This window comes from Achromobacter xylosoxidans, assembly GCF_014490035.1.
Taxonomy (GTDB): Bacteria; Pseudomonadota; Gammaproteobacteria; order Burkholderiales; family Burkholderiaceae_B; genus Achromobacter; species Achromobacter bronchisepticus_A.
The window spans coordinates 3,009,111-3,024,926 of the sequence record NZ_CP061008.1 but is presented as its reverse complement, the minus strand read 5'-3'; the positions used below and the strand labels follow the sequence as shown (position 1 = coordinate 3,024,926).

The 15,816-nt window shown below is 68.7% G+C and carries 12 protein-coding genes; 1 reads left to right on the top strand and 11 read right to left on the bottom strand.

The features are described from left to right. Positions 1-33: 33 nt before the first annotated feature. From IAG39_RS14155 to IAG39_RS14125, 7 genes are all read right to left on the bottom strand, one after another. Positions 34-1,044, bottom strand: a complete 1,011-nt coding sequence (locus IAG39_RS14155) for a chemotaxis response regulator protein-glutamate methylesterase (protein ID WP_059373119.1) — start codon at positions 1,042-1,044, stop codon at positions 34-36. Beyond that, positions 1,041-3,299 carry a hybrid sensor histidine kinase/response regulator gene (locus IAG39_RS14150; protein ID WP_118933286.1) on the bottom strand — a complete coding sequence of 753 codons (2,259 nt, stop codon included), beginning with the start codon at positions 3,297-3,299 and terminating at the stop codon, positions 1,041-1,043. The genes IAG39_RS14155 and IAG39_RS14150 overlap by 4 nt, the downstream gene beginning before the upstream one ends. Further along, positions 3,296-3,949 (bottom strand): chemotaxis protein CheW, encoded by a 654-nt coding sequence (locus IAG39_RS14145; protein WP_223283417.1) that lies wholly within the window; start codon positions 3,947-3,949, stop codon positions 3,296-3,298. Before IAG39_RS14145 ends, IAG39_RS14150 begins: the two co-directional genes overlap by 4 nt. Before the next feature lies 1 nt (position 3,950). Continuing rightward, positions 3,951-5,234, bottom strand: a complete 1,284-nt coding sequence (locus IAG39_RS14140) for a CheR family methyltransferase (protein WP_118933287.1) — start codon at positions 5,232-5,234, stop codon at positions 3,951-3,953. Further along, positions 5,231-5,767 carry a chemotaxis protein CheW gene (locus IAG39_RS14135; RefSeq protein WP_118933288.1) on the bottom strand — a complete coding sequence of 179 codons (537 nt, stop codon included), beginning with the start codon at positions 5,765-5,767 and terminating at the stop codon, positions 5,231-5,233. The genes IAG39_RS14140 and IAG39_RS14135 overlap by 4 nt, the downstream gene beginning before the upstream one ends. Further along, positions 5,767-7,386: a methyl-accepting chemotaxis protein gene (locus IAG39_RS14130; protein WP_059373124.1), complete on the bottom strand. Its 1,620-nt coding sequence runs from the start codon at positions 7,384-7,386 to the stop codon at positions 5,767-5,769. The genes IAG39_RS14135 and IAG39_RS14130 overlap by 1 nt, the downstream gene beginning before the upstream one ends. A 248-nt stretch (positions 7,387-7,634) precedes the next feature. Further along, positions 7,635-9,116, bottom strand: coding sequence for an amidase (locus IAG39_RS14125; protein ID WP_118933289.1), 1,482 nt, complete (start codon positions 9,114-9,116; stop codon positions 7,635-7,637). A gap of 217 nt (positions 9,117-9,333) precedes the next feature. On the opposite strand from IAG39_RS14125, the gene IAG39_RS14120 reads away from it, so the two are divergent. Continuing rightward, positions 9,334-9,741 carry a group III truncated hemoglobin gene (locus IAG39_RS14120; RefSeq protein ID WP_059373127.1) on the top strand — a complete coding sequence of 136 codons (408 nt, stop codon included), beginning with the start codon at positions 9,334-9,336 and terminating at the stop codon, positions 9,739-9,741. Here the strand turns inward: IAG39_RS14120 and IAG39_RS14115 are convergent, their stop codons facing one another. From IAG39_RS14115 to IAG39_RS14100, 4 genes are all read right to left on the bottom strand, one after another. Beyond that, entirely contained in the window at positions 9,742-12,012 is a 2,271-nt protein-coding gene (locus tag IAG39_RS14115) for an ATP-dependent DNA helicase (protein ID WP_118933290.1), read from the bottom strand. Next, the gene (locus tag IAG39_RS14110; RefSeq protein ID WP_118933291.1) at positions 12,009-13,652 is read right to left on the bottom strand and encodes a VRR-NUC domain-containing protein; all 1,644 of its coding nucleotides are present in this window, start codon (positions 13,650-13,652) and stop codon (positions 12,009-12,011) included. Before IAG39_RS14110 ends, IAG39_RS14115 begins: the two co-directional genes overlap by 4 nt. A 69-nt stretch (positions 13,653-13,721) precedes the next feature. Beyond that, positions 13,722-14,234 (bottom strand): AAA family ATPase, encoded by a 513-nt coding sequence (locus IAG39_RS14105; RefSeq protein ID WP_118933292.1) that lies wholly within the window; start codon positions 14,232-14,234, stop codon positions 13,722-13,724. 256 nt (positions 14,235-14,490) lie between these two features. Next, positions 14,491-15,804 carry a cytochrome c gene (locus tag IAG39_RS14100; protein ID WP_059373137.1) on the bottom strand — a complete coding sequence of 438 codons (1,314 nt, stop codon included), beginning with the start codon at positions 15,802-15,804 and terminating at the stop codon, positions 14,491-14,493. Positions 15,805-15,816: the final 12 nt, after the last annotated feature.

Sequence of the window (15,816 nt, the reverse complement as noted above, 5' to 3'; positions counted from 1 at the left end):
GTGAGTCCTTGAATGCTGTCGTGGTCCGCGGGCTCAGGCAAAGGCCTGGATCACGCGGGGAGCGATTTGGTCCAATGGGCGGATTTCCACGGCCGCCTGCATGGCGGCCGCGGCCTTGGGCATGCCGTAGACGGCGCTGCTGGCCTGGTCCTGCGCAATCGTCAGGTAGCCGCGCTCGCGCAGCGCCTTCAGCCCGCGCGCGCCGTCCTGGCCCATGCCCGTCAGCAGCACGCCGACGGCCAGGCCGCGCCAGTGCTGCGCCACGCTATGGAAAAAAACGTCGATGGAAGGCCTGTACAGGCTTTCCTTGGGGGTTTCGGTGTAACGCAGCGTACCGTCGGCCAGCATGTGCAGGTGATCGCCCGTGCCAGCCAGCAGTATCTGGCCGGGCTCGGGCCATTCGCCCTCGCGCACCAGCCTGACGGGCAGCGGCGCCTGTTCATTGAGCCAGTCCGCCATGCCCGCGGCAAACGAGGCGTCCACGTGCTGTACCAGCACGATGCCGGCGGGGAACTCCGGCGGGATTCCCTTCAGCAGTTGCGCCAGCGCCGGCGGGCCGCCAGCCGACGCGCCAATGACCAGGAGCCGCTTGGCGTCCGCCAGCTGCATGGGCCGTGCGACCGGCGTCAGCGCGGGCCGCTTGCCGTAGCGGCCGATCAGCCAACCCACGTTGCGGATCTTGCGCAGCAGCGGCGCCGCCGCCATGCGCATGTCGCCGCTGCCGATCACTGGCGTGTCCGCCGCGTCCAGCGCCCCGTGACCCATGGCGTCGAACACGCGCGAGGTATGGCGCGCCACGTCGGCGGTCACCACCACGATCGCGCAGGGCGTTTCGGCCATGATGCGGCGCGTGGCTTCGACGCCGTCCATGATGGGCATGATGAGGTCCATCAGCACCACGTCCGGCCGGTCGCGGGCGCACAGGTCCACGGCCTCCTGGCCGTTGGTCGCGACCCAGGCGAGGTCCAGCCCCGGCTCCAGCGCGATCGCGCGCCGCAGCACTTCCACTGCCATCGGCATGTCGTTGACGATTCCGACTCTCACGTGCGCGCCTTTCCGATCAGGTCTTCCACCGCGTCGAGCAGCGCGTCGTCATGGAAGCTGCCCTTGGCCAGATAATAGTCGGCGCCGGCGTCCAGCCCGCGCCTCCTGTCTTCTTCCCTGTCCTTGTACGACACCACCATCACCGGCAGGCCCTGCAGCTTGGGATCGGCCTTGATGCGCGACACCAGTTCGATGCCGTCCATGCGCGGCATGTCCACGTCGGTCACCACCAGGTCGAATGCCTCGCTGCGCAACATGTTCCAGCCGTCCATGCCGTCCACGGCCACGGCCACGTCGAAGCCGCGGTTCAGCAGCAGCTTGCGTTCCAGCTCCCGCACCGTGAGCGAGTCGTCCACCACCAGCACGCGCTTGCGCCGCCGCGCCTGTTCGGCCGCGCCCGCGCCGTCCACCCGGCTCAGCTGTCCGCCTTCCACCAGCTTCTGCACCGACACCAGCATGTCTTCCACGTCCAGGATCAATAGCGGCGTACCGTCGTCCATCAGGGCGCCCGCCATCACGTCCTGCACCTTGCCCAGGCGCGGGTCCAGGGGCTGCACCACCAGCGTGCGTTCGCCCACGTAGCGGTCCACGGCCACGCCGTAAAGCCGGTCGTGGTCGCCCACCAGCACCACGCACACCGTTTCGGCGGCCGGCGCGGCGCCGCCCGTGCGCAGGATCTGGCGCGCGGAAACCAGCCCGATCTGGCGGTCCATGAAACGGAAATGCTGATGCCCTTCGAGCTGTTCGATGTCTTCGGCGCGCACTTGCAGCGCGTGGTTGACGTAGGCCAGCGGGAAAGCGTAGATCTCTTCCTGCACCTCGACCAGCAGGCTGCGCACCACCGACAGCGACAAGGGCATCTCCAGCATGAAACGGGTGCCCTGCCCCGTCACTTGCTGGATGCGCACCGCGCCGCGCAACTGGCGCACCATGGTCTGCACCACGTCCAGCCCCACGCCGCGCCCCGAGATCTCCGTGACTTCGCCGCGCGTGCTGAAACCCGACAGGAACAGGAACTCCAGCAGCTCGGCCTCGGTCAGCCTGGCCGCGGTTTCCGCGCTGGCCAGCTTGCGCTGCACCACTTCCACGCGCAGCCGGTCCAAGGAAATGCCGGCGCCGTCGTCGCTCAGTTCGATCAGCAGCATGCCGGCCGCATGGCGCGCCGACAGCCTGATCCGGCCTTCGGCCGGCTTGCCCGCGGCCAGCCGGTCCTGCGGCATCTCGATGCCGTGGTCCACTGCGTTGCGCAGCAGGTGCATCAGCGGCGCATCCAGCTTTTCCAGGATGTCGCGATCCACCTGGGTGGATTCGCCTTCGATCTCCAGCCGCACCTGCTTGCCCAGCGCGCGGCCTACATCGCGGACCATGCGCGCCATGCCGCCCACCCCGTCGCCGAACGGCCGCATGCGGCAGGCCAACGCGGTGTCGTACAGACGCTGGGCCAGGTGGCCCATGCGCCAGCCGAATTCGTCGACCTCGCTGGTCCGCTGCGACAGCTCCTGCTGGCATTGCTGGACGATGCGCAAGGCATCGTCCAGCGCGGCTTGCGCCTGCGCGTCCAGCGCCTGGCCAGCCAGGGCCGCGCGCACGCCGTCCAGCGCCTGGACCGCGCCCGCCTGCATGCGCTTCAGACGCAGCATGGACGCGCCGAAGGGCGCGATCCAGTGCGACTCCACCAGGGTTTCGCTGGACAGGCCCAGCAATTTGTTGAGGGTGTCGGCCGTCACGCGCAGCACGCGTTCGCCTTCGCCCAATCCCGCGTCCGAGCTGCGCCGTTGCAGCGCGGTGGCGGGCGGCTCATCCAGGACCGGAATCGGCGGCAGGAAATCCGCGGGCTTGGGGAGCGGCGCGGCAGCCGGCGCTGCCGGCAGCGCATGCGGCGCATTGCTCAGCCGCGCCACCAGTTCGTCGATCTCGCTGCCCAGCTCCGCGCCCGGGGTGGCCACGCGCTGCAACAGGTCCGCGCCCATCAACAGGGCGTCGATGTCCGCGGCCTGCAGCCGCAGCCGGCCTTCGCGCGCCTCGACCAGGCAATCCTCCATGGCGTGCGCGATGCGCACCGCCGGATGCAGATCGACGATGCGGGCCGCGCCCTTGAGCGAATGCGCCGCGCGCATGCAGGCTTCCAGCTGCGGCGCGGACGTGGGATCGTGTTCCAGCGCCAGCAGGCCCTTGTTCAGCACCTGCACCTGGGTGCGGGTCTCCAGCTGGAACAATTCCAGAAGCGAGGCGTCGCGCATCTGTTCCGGATTCACGCCAGGCTCCGTTCCAAAGCTTGCATCAGCAAGGTCTCGTCCAACACGCCCACCGCGCGTCCGCCGCAGCGGGCCATGCCGCGCGAGTACTTGAGGCTTGCGCCCTCCACGGTCGCGGGCAGGGGCTCCAGCCCGTCCAGGTCCACGGCATGCATGCCTTCGACCTCATCCACCGGCACGACCACCGCGCGGCCCGCGCCGCCCAGGATCAGCATGCGCGCCGTGGCGGGCCGCTCGCGCGCGTCCTCGACCGCGGCCTCCAGGCCCAGCAGGCGCGCCAGCGATACGCACACGGTAAGGGAGCCGCGCACGTTGGTCACCCCCAGCATCGCCGGGTCACGGCGGTGCGGCAGGCTCAGGATGCCGCGGCTGCCGGCGACTTCGTCCAGCGCGCGGGTCGGCAGTCCCAGCCATTCGCGGTGCACGCGGAACACCAGCAGCGAAGACAGCCTGCCCCGCTCCTGCGGGGCCGCTTCGGCGCCCTGCTCTTCCATTTGCGGCGGCAGACGGTCAAGTATGCGCTTGGCCGCCGCCGCATAGACCGGACAGTTGCGGCAGTGCACGTGCTCGGCCAATTGCGCGCAACTCTTGTCGCCGCGGATGCCGATGCGGTTCCAGCAGTCGTCCACGTCGGACAGCGCGTGCATCATTTCATCCACGTCGCGCCTCCCCGCGCGCCGCGCGCGCCTGCAGGCGGCTGGCCGCTTCGTGATCGCCGTCCGACGCCACCAGCGCGGCCAGGTGCAGCAGGGCTTCGCGATGGGTCGGATCCAGGTAGAGCGCCTTGCGGTAGGCCGCTTGCGCCTGGCGCGCATCGCCTGCCGCGTCCTGCAGCAGGCCTTGCAGATACAGGGCCTCGGCGCTCGCGCCGTGGGCGCCTATGTGCGCCAGGCACTGCGTCATCGCGTCCTGCACCCGGCCCTGGTCGGCCAGGGTCGCTATATGGCGCAAGGAGGCCTGCGCGTCGGGCAACGCGGCCGAGGCGGCCACGGGCGCCGCGGGTATCGCCGGCATGGGCGCATGCGCCAAGGGCAGGCCTGGCTCCGGCGCCTGGGCCAACGGCCTCCTGGGCGGCGTCCAGCTGTGCACGATGGGCCGCGCAGCCACCGGCGCGGCAGGCTCCGCGAGCGGCGGCAGCGGCTTGGCCAGAAAGGCGAACGAACGCGCCATCGGCACCGCGGGCAGCCTGCGGCCCGTCAGCAAGGTGGTTTCGGCCGGGCCGACGAAAAGCACGCCATCCTCGCGCGTGAAGCTGCGCAGCACCTGCACCGCGCGGGCCTGCGTCGCCGCGTCGAAGTAGATGAGCAGGTTGCGGCAGAACACGAAGTCATAAGGCGCCACCCCGGCCAGCAGATCGGGATCGAACAGGTTGCCCGCCTGAAACCGCACCTGCGCCGCCACCTGCGCGGCCAGTTGGTGGCCGTCGGCGGTCTCGGAAAAATAACGGTCGCGATAGCCCAGGTCATCGCCGCGGAACGAATTGCGGCCGTACAGGCCGCGCCGCGCGAACTCGACCATGCGCACGCTGATGTCGAAGGCGTCGATCTGGAAGCGTTCGGCGGGCACGCCGGCGTCCAGCAGCGCCATGGCAATGGAGTAAGGCTCCTCGCCGCTGGAACAGGGCACGCTCAGCACGCGCAGCACACGGCCTTCGGCGCCCGCGGCGTACAGGCGCGCCCGCGCCAGCGCGGCCATGGCCGTCTGCGATTCGGGATAACGAAAAAACCAGGTCTCCGGCACGATGACCGCTTCGATCAGCTGCTGCATCTCGGCGGGCGCAGCCTGCACCTGCCACAGATAGTCCTGTTCGTCGGCAATGCCGGCCATGCCCATTCTGCGCCGCACCGCGCGCTCCACGGCGGCCTTGCCGATGGAGCCGCTATCCAGGCCCATGCGCCGCTTGAGCAAGGCGCTGAACTCGTCGATCAGCATCATGGCCGCGCCTCGCGCGCCGCGCCAGCGGCATCGGCATGGGCGGGAAACAGCAGCGCCCGCACCGGGGCGGGCAGCAGGTCGTCCACGTTGACGGCCTGCACCATGCCGCCGGCATCGCCGAGCACCGCGCCCAGATAGCGCGCCTGCGGATTGTCCAGGCCGCCGGACTGGAACGCGGCGGGATCGTAGTGCACGGTTTCGGTCGCCTGCTCCAGGATCAGTCCCAGCAGATGCTCCGGCCCGCCTGCCTGCGCCTGATAGCGCACCAGGGCCAGCCGGGTGCTGGTCACGGCGGCGGCCGCTCCGCCCCCCGCCAGCGCGCTCATGTCGATGACGGGCACTGCCACGCCGCGGCGGTCCATCACGCCGGCCACCCACGCGGGCGCGCCCGGCACCTGCTTGAACTGGCGCAGGCCCAGCACCTCGGCAATGTCTCTTGCGTCCAGCGCATAGCGGTCGCCGCCGATGCGGAACAGCAGGTACAGCCGGCGTCCGGCCGCGGCAGAGGGAGCGTGCTGCGCCATGGCAACCATCACACCTTGAAGCGCGAAACGCCGCTGCGCAGGTCGTTGGCGACCAGCGTCAGTTCCTCGATCGCCAGCGTGGACTGGCGCAGCGATTCCACGGTCTGCTGGGCGGCGTCGCTCAGCTGCTGCAAGGCCTGGTTGATCTGTTCGGCGCCGGTGGCCTGCGCCTGCATGCCTTCGTTGACCATCTGCACGCGCGGCGCCAGCGTCTGCACCTGCTGGATGATCTGCGACAGCTGGTCGCCCACCTGTTGCATGTCGGCCATGCCGCGCCGCACTTCCTCGGAGAACTTGTCCATGCCCATGACGCCGGCCGACACCGAGGACTGGATCTCGCGCACCATCTGCTCGATGTCGTAGGTAGCGACGGCGGTCTGGTCCGCCAGCCGGCGGATCTCGGTCGCCACCACCACGAAGCCGCGGCCGTATTCGCCCGCCTTCTCGGCCTCGATCGCCGCGTTTAGCGACAGCAGGTTGGTCTGGTCCGCCACTTTCGTGATGGTAGTAACCACTTGTGTGATATTGCCGGCTTTCTCGTTCAGGATCGCCAGCTTGGCGTTGACCGAACCGGCCGCGCCGACCACGTTGCGCATGGTGTCTTCCATGCGCGCCAGGCCCACCTGGCCGCTGCCCGCCAGCGCCGCGGTCTGCTCGGCGGCGCCGGAGACTTCGGCCATGGTGCGGACCAGCTCGCGCGAGGTCGCGGAAATTTCGCGCGAGGTCACGCCGATCTCGGTGGTGGTGGCGGCGACTTCGGAAGCCGTCGCCTGCTGCTGCTTGGAGGTGGCCGCGATCTCGGTAACGGAAGTGGCCACCTGCACCGCGGAGCGCTGCGTCTTGCCGACCAGCCCGGTCAGCTCGTCCACCATGCCGTTGAAGCCGGTTTCGATGGCGTTGAATTCGTCCTTGCGCGCCAGCGTCAGGCGCCGCGTCAAATCGCCGCCGCCGGTGGCCTCCAGCGTCTTGACGATGGCGCGCATGGGATTGGCGATGGCGCGCATCAGCAGGATGCCGCAGATGATGGCGGCCACGATCGCCAGGCCCAGCGACAGCAGCATGCGAGTTTCGGCGCTGCTCACCGATTGCTTGATGGCGACGGCCGCTTCATCGGCCTGTTTCTTGTTTTCCAGCACCATCCTGGCGAGGATGTCGCGGCCCTTGTAGAACGCCGGCCGCAGTTCGGCCTTGATCAGCCCCTGCGCCCGCGCCGGGTCCGCCAGCGTGGCGGGTGCAAGAATGTTGGCGCGAATGCGCCTGTACTCCTGCAGTTCTTTCTCGAACTCCTCGAACATCTGCCGGTCATCGTCGCGCGCGATGGTGCGGCGGTACTGTTCAGTGTGTTCCGCCAGCAGCTTGTCGGTTTCGGGCAGACCCGCCAGGATGCTGCTGCGTTCCTGCTCCGTCTCCATGTTGAAGGCATCCTGGACCAGCACGAAACCGGCGAACCAGGAGGCGCGGATCGAGGTGCTGTAGTAGATGCCGGGCACGGCATCGTTATTGATCAGCTCGACTTCGGACTCGATGACCAGCAGGCGCCGGTAATCCATCACCACCATCAACGCCATGATGGCCAGAATCGCCAGGAAGCTGGCCAGGATGCGCTGGCGTAGTGTCAGATTCTTCATGCCGGGAGACCTCTATGCAAAATCAACTCGTCGATTGGACCGAAATATTCTGGAACAAAACCAGGGACACAAGGCTGTCCATTTATTACGGGATGTTGTGAGTTGGTCGACAATTATTGCAAAGGCAAACGCCGACAGCCACGTAAAACGCGGAAATTGCCGGAAATATGGCGCTTTGCGTCGGAAAAAAGCAAAGCCCTCTTACAAGGGCTTGTCTTTTCCCGCAACAATGCGTACCGGACCCGTTTTCAGGCGGCGCCGCTCCAGAGCGTCGCGGGCGGGCGGGATTGCACCCAGTCGCGCGCCTGCCCGTAGGCGTGCGCAAGCTGCAGCACGGCCAGGTCGGCCTGCGGCGGCCCGATAAGCTGCATGCCCATGGGCAGCCCGGCGGCGTTGAATCCCACCGGCACGCTGATCACCGGGCAGCCCGCCAGCGTCCAGGGCGTAACGGTCTCCATCCAGCGGTGATAAGTGTCCATGGGACGCCCGGCGATCTCCTTGGGCCAGTCCAGCGCCGCGTCGAAGGGGAACACCTGGGCCGACGGCACCGCCAGATAATCCACGTCCTCGAACATGCGCAGCACGGTCTGATACCAGGCGCTACGCTCTTCCGTGGCCTGGTAAACCTGCCGCGCCGTCATGCCTTCCAGCCCTTCGACCTCCCAGACCACGGCGGGCTTCACCAGCTTGCGGGTTTCGGGATTCTGGACCAGGGGGTGCAGTTGTCCGCCCACCATCAGGTGGCGGTGGGCCAGCCAGATGCGCCAGAGGCGCTCGCCGGCGAATGGCACCCGGTAGTCGACCGCTACGCAGCCGGTCTGCGCCAGGTCGGCCAGCGCCTGCTCGCACAGTTCCAGAATGCCCGCCTCCATCGGCAGATAGCCATTCCAGTCGCCCAGCCAGCCCACGCGCTTGCCGCGCAGGTCGGCGTCCAGCGGCTGGGCGAACTGCGCCGGGTCGCCGGTCAGGGACAACGGCACGCGGCGATCGGGGCCGGCCATCACGGACAGCAGCATGGCCACGTCGCGCGGCGTGCGGCCCATCGGCCCCTCAAACGCGAGCTGCTTGAGGAACACCTCGGTCGATGGCCCGTAAGGCACCCGGCCGGCGGACGGACGCATGCCGTAGACGTTGCAGAACGCCGCGGGATTGCGCAACGAGCCGCCGAAATCGCTGCCGTCCGCCACCGGCAACATGCGCGCCGCCAGCGCAGCCGCCGCCCCGCCGCTGCTGCCGCCCGCTGTCCGGGAAGGATCGTAGGGGTTGCCGGTGGCGCCATACACCTGGTTATAGGTGTGCGAGCCCAAGCCGAACTCCGGCACGTTGCTGCGGCCGATGAAGATGGCGCCGGACGCGCGCATGCGTTCGATGATGATGGAGTCATGCGCCGTGACCTGATCCTTGTAGACCAGCGAGCCCATGGACGTGACCATGCCGCGCACCGCGGTCAGGTCCTTGGGCGCCTGCGGCATGCCATGCAGCCAGCCCAGCCACTGTCCCGCGGCCAGTTGGGCGTCGCGCTCATCGGCTTCGCGCAGCAGTTCGTCGCTGTCGCGCCGCGCAACGATGGCGTTGAGCTTGGGATTGACCCGGTCGATGTGCGCCAGATAGGCCGCCATGACCTCGCGGCAAGACACCTGACGCTTGCGGATCGCCTCGGACAGCGCGTGCGCGGGCAGCGCCACGATGTCGTTCAATGGGGCGGCTGCGGCCGGGGCGGCAATGGTCATGCGGGTCTCCTTGCGGCGCGCCTTCGACTCGGGGCGCCTGTTCATATGGGGTCGCGCTTGCCGGACGCCGGCCGCGCAGGCAGACAATACTACGCAAACCACAGGCGCCGCGCTTGCCGCGCCGGATCGCGCGGCAGGCCGGAAAACTTGCGCCAGATCAAACCGCTGGCGGGCGCACCCGCCCTAAGATCGCCATCCGCCCCCCAAGGAGACGAGCTTGAACTCGACCGCCGACATCTGCACCGAAGCCGAAATCCGCGACCTGGTGCACGCCTTCTACGGCAAGGCGCGCGCCGACGCGCAGCTGGGCCCGGTCTTCAACAGTCAAGTGCACGACTGGGACGAGCATCTGGCGACCCTGTCGGATTTCTGGTCCGCCGTGCTGCTGGGCACACGCCGCTTCACCGGCATGCCCATGCCCAAGCATGCCGCCATGCCGCATCTCAGCGCGGAACTGTTCGAGCGCTGGCTGGCGCTGTGGCAGGAGACCACCGACGCCCTGCCCAACCGCGCCCTGGCCGACGCGGCACAGGAAATGGCCAGGCGCATGGCGCGCAGCCTGTGGTACGGCTACCAGCTCAGCCGCGATCCCAACCAGCCGCTGACCGAGTTGCGCCCGGCCTGATCACTCCACTCGCCACCAGCCGGGCAACAAGCCGCGCACCTTGGCGCGGCGGTAGCGGTCGTCGATCAGGTGCACCGTGCCCACGTCGTGTTCCGTGCGGATGACGCGGCCCGCCGCCTGCACCACCTTTTGCATGCCGGGGTACAGGTAGGTGTAGTCGTAGCCGTTCTCCACGCCATAGCGCAAGTCCATGGCGCGCTTCATGTTCTCGTTCACGGGATTCACCTGCGGCAACCCCAGCGTGGCGATGAACGCGCCGATCAGCCGCTTGCCGGGCAGGTCCACGCCTTCTGAAAAGGCGCCGCCCAGCACCGCGAAACCCACGCCCTGCCCCGTTTCGGTAAAGCGCCCCAGGAACGCGGCGCGGCCCGCCTCGTCCATGCCCGGCGTCTGCAGCCAGATCGGCACCGAGGGATGGCGCTCGCGCATCAGGTCCGACACCTGGCGCAGATAGTCGAAGCTGCTGAGAAAGCCCAGGTAGTTCCCCGGCCGCTCGGCGTATTGCCGCGCAATCAGTTCGACGATGGGCGACAGCGAGCGCTCGCGGTCGCGATAGCGCGTGGACACATTGCCCACCACCCTCACCGCCAGCTGCTCGGCCTGGAATGGCGCGGCCACGTCGAGCCAGGGGGTGGCCGCGGGCAGGCCCAGCGTGTCGCGGTAGAACTGCTGCGGGCTCAGCGTGCCCGAGAACAGCACCGTGGCGTGCGCGGCCGCGTAACGTGCCGCGAGGTACGGCGCCGGGATCACGTTGCGCACGCACAGCACGGAGGGCGGCGTCTTGGCGCCGGCCGCGCTGGCGTCCGACAAGGTCACGTCGAACAGCGCATGCGAGCCGAATTGCTCGGCCAGGCGCATGAACTGCAAGGCCTCGAAATAGAACCCCAGCACGGGATCATCCTGCGGCAACGGATTTTCGGCCATGTGCTCCATGATCGCGCCGACCGCCTTCTGCACCGCGGCCAGCACCCCGGCCGCGACTTCGTCATAGGCCTGGTAGCGCTCCGCCTGCTTCTTGTTGAGCGCGTTCCATGAGCGCTGCAAGCCATCCAGGGACTTCTTCAACCCCTTGGGCGCGGCGTAGCGCGCCGCCGCCAGCGAGGCCTGGTCGAGCTCGCCCGTGTACATGCGGCGCGCCCGGTCGACCAGGTTGTGGGCCTCGTCCACCAGCACGGACACCTTCCACTGGTAGGCCTGCGTCATGGTGTACAGCATTGCCGTGGCGTCGTAGTAGTAGTTGTAGTCGCCCACCACCACGTCGCTCCAGCGGATCAGCTCCTGCGACAGGTAGTACGGACAGACCTGGTGTTCGCGCGCGGCCGCGGCCACCGTCGCGGCATCCAGCCGCGCGTGCGCCAGCGCGGTCTCGCGCGCCTGCGGCAAGCGGTCGTAGAAGCCCTGGGCCAGCGGACAGGATTCGCCATGGCAGGCCAGGTCCGGATGCACGCAGGTCTTGTCGCGCGCCTGCAGATCCAGCACCCGCAAGCCGGGCGCGGCGGGCTGCGCGTTGACCGTGTCCAGCGCCTCCAGCGCCAGGCCGCGGCCCGGGCTCTTGGCGGCCAGGAAGAAGATCTTGTCCAGGCCCGCGCCCGGGCTGGCCTTGAGCAGCGGAAAAATCGTCCCCAGCGTCTTGCCTATGCCGGTGGGCGCCTGCGCCATCAGACAGCCGCCGTCGCGGGCCGTGCGGTACGCGGCCACGGCGAGCTCGCGCTGACCCGCGCGGAATTCGCCGTGCGGAAACTTCAGCGCCTCCAACGCCGCGTCGCGCGACTGGCGGTGCGCAAGTTCCGTCGCCGCCCAGGCCAGGAATCGTCCGCATTGCTCGCGGAAGAACGCCTCCAGCGCGGCGGCCTCGTGCGTTTCCACCAGCACCGTCTCTTCCTCGGTGACCACGTTGTAGTACACCAGCGCCACGCGCAGGCTTGCTAGTCCGCGCGCCTGGCAGAGCAGATGCCCATACACCTTGGCCTGCGCCCAATGCACGGCGCGGTGGTTGTCGCGCACGCTATCGAGTTGGCCGCGGTAGGTCTTGATTTCTTCGAGTTGCTTGGCCACGGGGTCGTAGCCGTCGGCGCGGCCGCGCACCAGCAGGTTTTCATGCTGGCCGGACAGCGCCACCTCGGTCTCGTAATCCGGCCCCCGGCGGCCCGTCACGGCCGCATGCCCCGCCATGCCCTCCAGGCCGGTGGGCGCGGGCGTGAAGCGCAGGTCCAGATCCCCTGCCCGCGCCGTGAATTCGCACAGGGCGCGCACCGCCACGGCATAGCTCATGCGCCGTCCTCGCGCCAGCTGACGTGGCACACCCGCACCGGCATGCCATGCGACACGCAATACCGCAGCCAGCGGATCTGGTTGTCCTGCAGCTTGTCGCCCGGCCCCTTGACCTCGATCAGTTCATAGCGGCGCTCGGCCGGCCAGAAGCGGATCAGGTCCGGCAGGCCGGAGCGGTTGGTCTTGACGTCGCGCAGCAGGCGTTCGAAGTAGAGCTTCAAGTGGGCGGCAGGCAGGCAGTCCAGCGCCTGCGTCAGCAGGTCCTCCGACAGCGCGCCCCAGAAAACGAAGGGCGATTGCAGGCCGGATTTTTCGGCATAGCGTTGCAGGATCAGGTCGCGGTAGCCCGGCGTGTCCAGCTGCGCCAAGCACTGGGCGAACAGCGCCGCGCGGCGCTCATGGAAATCCGGCGCGTCCAGGTCGGCCGGGCCGCGTTGGAACGGGTGGAAGAAAGCGCCCGGCAAGGGCGCGAACACCGCGGGCCAGCACAGCAGTCCGAACAACGAATTGATCAGCGCATTTTCCACGTAGTGCACGGGCGCATCGTCGCGGTGCAGGTGGTCGCGCGTGACGAACTCCACCGAGGCGGGCTCTGCCGGCCGCGCCAGCGTCAGATCGGTGCGCAGCAAGGCGGGAGCCGGTTCGCGCGCCGGCGCGCCTTGCCCTGCGCCACGGTACAGCCGCGGCAGCATGCGCGCCAGGCGCTGGCTTTCCTCTTCGCTTTCAGGCTGAGCCTGGGCCTGCAGCGCCAGGGCCAATGCGTCGCCGTGCCGCGCCATGCGCTCATAAACGCGGATGCGGCGGTGGCGCGCGCCGGGATACGCGCAGGCCTCGTACACGCGTTGCGCGGTGCCCCAGTCCTGCAACCGCTCGCAAGCCTGCCCGATGCGCAGCAGAACCTTGGCCCGGCGCTTTTCCAGCCAGGGGTTGCCGCTGGCGCAGGCCTGGACGGCCAGCATCAGCGCATCGGCATCGGCCCCCTCTTCCAGCGCGACGCGGCAGGCGTGCAGCGCCAGATAGCAGTCCACGTCTTCACGCGTCTGGAACGCGCGCGACGAAGCGTCGAACGGCACGGTCTCGTACTGGAACACGCCCAGGTCGGCCAGCACGAACTCCGACCAGTCCTGGTGCAGATTGCCGAAAAACATCAGGCGGAATCGCTCGCAGATGTCCGATACGGTGACGCGCCAAACCGGCTCGTCCGCCGCGGGATTCCAGTCCGCATAGGGCCGCGCATCCGCGCCCGCCGCGCGCGCGGCCTCCAGCAGATCGCCCTTGCGCGAGGCGGACTTGGCCGGCAGCTGCGCAAACATGCGGTTCAGCTCCGGCTTGGTATGCAGGCCGAAGAGTTCATCCAGCGTCATCGGCGCCTGCGCGTCCAGCCAGCCCAATTGCAGCAGCGGGCCCGCGGCGGCCTCCGTCGCGCCGATCTCTTCGTAGGTCAGCCGGCTGGCGCGGAACCAGGGGCCGCGCCGCATCAGCATGCGCACCATCAGGGCCTGGGATGCCTGCGGCAGGGCGGGAAATTCCGCCATGAAGCGGCGCTCGGCGTCGTCCAGCAGGTCGGCGTAGCGCTCGCCCACCCAGGTCAGCGCGCGCTGGAAGTTGTGCAGATAGTAGTAACGGTAGGCGGGAAACATCGGCCGGGCCGGAGGACTGGATATTTATCCAGCAATCATAGCAGGCGCGCCCGGCCCGCGTCCCGCGCTTCAGGGCTGCCCGTGGCGCACCAGAACGAAACCCTCGTCTTCTTCCGGCTCGACGAAGTACGCCGTGATCGCGTCGTATTGTTCGTCCGTGGTGGTGTATGGGTGCGTGCCCGAGGCATTGCGCGCGCGCAGCCTGGCCTTGCAGACCTCGTCGGGCAGATCCAGGAAATGCAGCTGATGGGCGCAGCCGGCCTCTTGCGCCACCTGGCGCAGCCATGCGCGGCTGCGCCGCGTGTTGGCCGGGAAGTCCAGCACCACCGACAAACCCGCCCTGACCAGCGCCGCCACATGGCTGCCCATGGCGTTGCGCAGGCGGCTGGCGCAGCGGGCGTAGTCGGTCAGGTCCACGATCTCTCCGGGGTACAGCGTCGCCAGCCAGCTGTCCTCGCTGAGCAGGATGGTGCCGGGCCGCGCCGCCAGCGCCTGCGCCAGCGTGGATTTGCCGGCGCCGATCTTGCCGCACAGGAAGTGCAGCATGGGCGTGGCCGTGGTGGAAGGTTCTGTGGACATCATGAAGTGCTCTCCTGGAAAAAACTGCGGCAGGAGGCGGGACAACAAAAAACCCGCCTCTGGCGGGTTTATGTAGCGATGTACCGACGCGCGCTAACCCACCATGGACCTGATGGTGGTAATAATCAGCGCGAAGGCGGTTGCGGGGCTATGCATGTGCCGTAGCTTGCGCCCGGCATCGGGGCTTGTCAAATCGCCCATGAAAAACGCGGCGCCGGCAGCCGCAAGGGCTTGCCGGCGCCGCGCGCGCGGTCAGGCGTCAACGCGCCGGCTGCGGCGCCGCCCCCACATCCTTGCGCACCTTGGCCACGTCGGCGGCGGTGACGGCCGCCCCCTGGTTGCCCCAGCTGGACCGCACGAACGTCACCACGTCGGCGACCTCCTTGTCGGTCATGCGCCAGTCAAAGCCCGGCATCGCGTAAGCAGTCGGCGCGGCGGCGGTGGCCGGCATCTGCGCGCCCTTGAGCACGATGTGGATCAGGGACGCGGGGTCCGCCGAGTTCACCGTGGAGCTGAGCGCCAGCTGCGGGAAGGTTTCCGCATAGCCCTTGCCCGTGCTGCGGTGGCAGGCCGCGCAGTTGTTGAGGAAAGCCATGGCGCCGTCGCCCTTGTCGTGTCCTGTGCGCAACGCCTGCGCCACGGACTCGTTGTAGGCCAGCGGCTTGGTGGCGTCCTTGTTCACCGGCGGCAGGCTCTTCAGATAGGCCGCGATGGCGTTCAGGTCGGCATCGGACAGATGCTGCGTGCTGTCGCCCACCACCTGAGCCATGCCGCCGAATGCCGCGGAATGGCCGTTGCGGCCGGACTTCAGGAAGGCCACGATGTCCGCCTGGCTCCAGCTGCCCAGGCCGTCGGTGGTGTCGCCGCGCAGGTTCTTGGCCAGCCAGCCTTCGACCACGCCGCCGGACAGGAAGGCCGAGCCGTCCGCCTCGGTCAACGCCTTTTCCTGCAAGGCGACGCCGCGCGGCGTGTGGCAGGTGCTGCAATGGCCCAGGCCTTCGACCAGGTACTGGCCGCGCAAGAGCGCGGCGCGGTCGGCGCCCTGGGTGTCAGCCGTCACCGGCGCCGTGGCCACGTCAGGCGCAAACATCCAGCGCCACACGCCCAGCGGCCAGCGCATCGACAAAGGCCAGATGATGTCCGTGTCCTTGTTCTCCTGCTTCACCGGCTCGACGCCGTGCATGAAATAGGCGTACAGGGCCTTCACATCCTCGGGCGTGACCTTGGCGTAGGCGGTGTACGGCATCGCCGGATACAGCGAGTGTCCGTCCTTGGCCACGCCGTGGCGCACGGCACGGTCGAAGTCCTCGTAGGAGTAGCCGCCGATGCCGGTGTCCTTGTCGGGCGTGATGTTGGTGGAATAGATCATGCCCAGCGGCGAATCGATGCCCAGGCCGCCCGCGAACGGCTTGCCGTCCTTGGCCGTGTGGCAGGCGATGCAGTCGCCGGCGCGCGACAGGTACTCGCCCTGCTTGATCATCTGGGCGTCGGCGGCGGCCGGCGTGCCGTCCGCGGCGAACGCGGCGCTGGCCGCCAGGGCGGAGATGGCCGCAACAATGGTCTGCTTAATCATTGTGCCGTCTCC

Excerpts from the sequence above, each read along its gene's own strand:
- IAG39_RS14145 (WP_223283417.1), bottom strand. The coding sequence starts at position 3,949 with ATGATGCACGCGCTGTCCGACGTGGACGACTGCTGGAACCGCATCGGC.
- IAG39_RS14140 (WP_118933287.1), bottom strand. The coding sequence starts at position 5,234 with ATGATGCTGATCGACGAGTTCAGCGCCTTGCTCAAGCGGCGCATGGGC.
- IAG39_RS14135 (WP_118933288.1), bottom strand. The coding sequence starts at position 5,767 with ATGGTTGCCATGGCGCAGCACGCTCCCTCTGCCGCGGCCGGACGCCGG.
- IAG39_RS14130 (WP_059373124.1), bottom strand. The coding sequence starts at position 7,386 with ATGAAGAATCTGACACTACGCCAGCGCATCCTGGCCAGCTTCCTGGCG.
- IAG39_RS14125 (WP_118933289.1), bottom strand. The coding sequence starts at position 9,116 with ATGACCATTGCCGCCCCGGCCGCAGCCGCCCCATTGAACGACATCGTG.
- IAG39_RS14115 (WP_118933290.1), bottom strand. The coding sequence starts at position 12,012 with ATGAGCTATGCCGTGGCGGTGCGCGCCCTGTGCGAATTCACGGCGCGG.
- IAG39_RS14110 (WP_118933291.1), bottom strand. The coding sequence starts at position 13,652 with ATGTTTCCCGCCTACCGTTACTACTATCTGCACAACTTCCAGCGCGCG.
- IAG39_RS14105 (WP_118933292.1), bottom strand. The coding sequence starts at position 14,234 with ATGATGTCCACAGAACCTTCCACCACGGCCACGCCCATGCTGCACTTC.
- IAG39_RS14100 (WP_059373137.1), bottom strand. The coding sequence starts at position 15,804 with ATGATTAAGCAGACCATTGTTGCGGCCATCTCCGCCCTGGCGGCCAGC.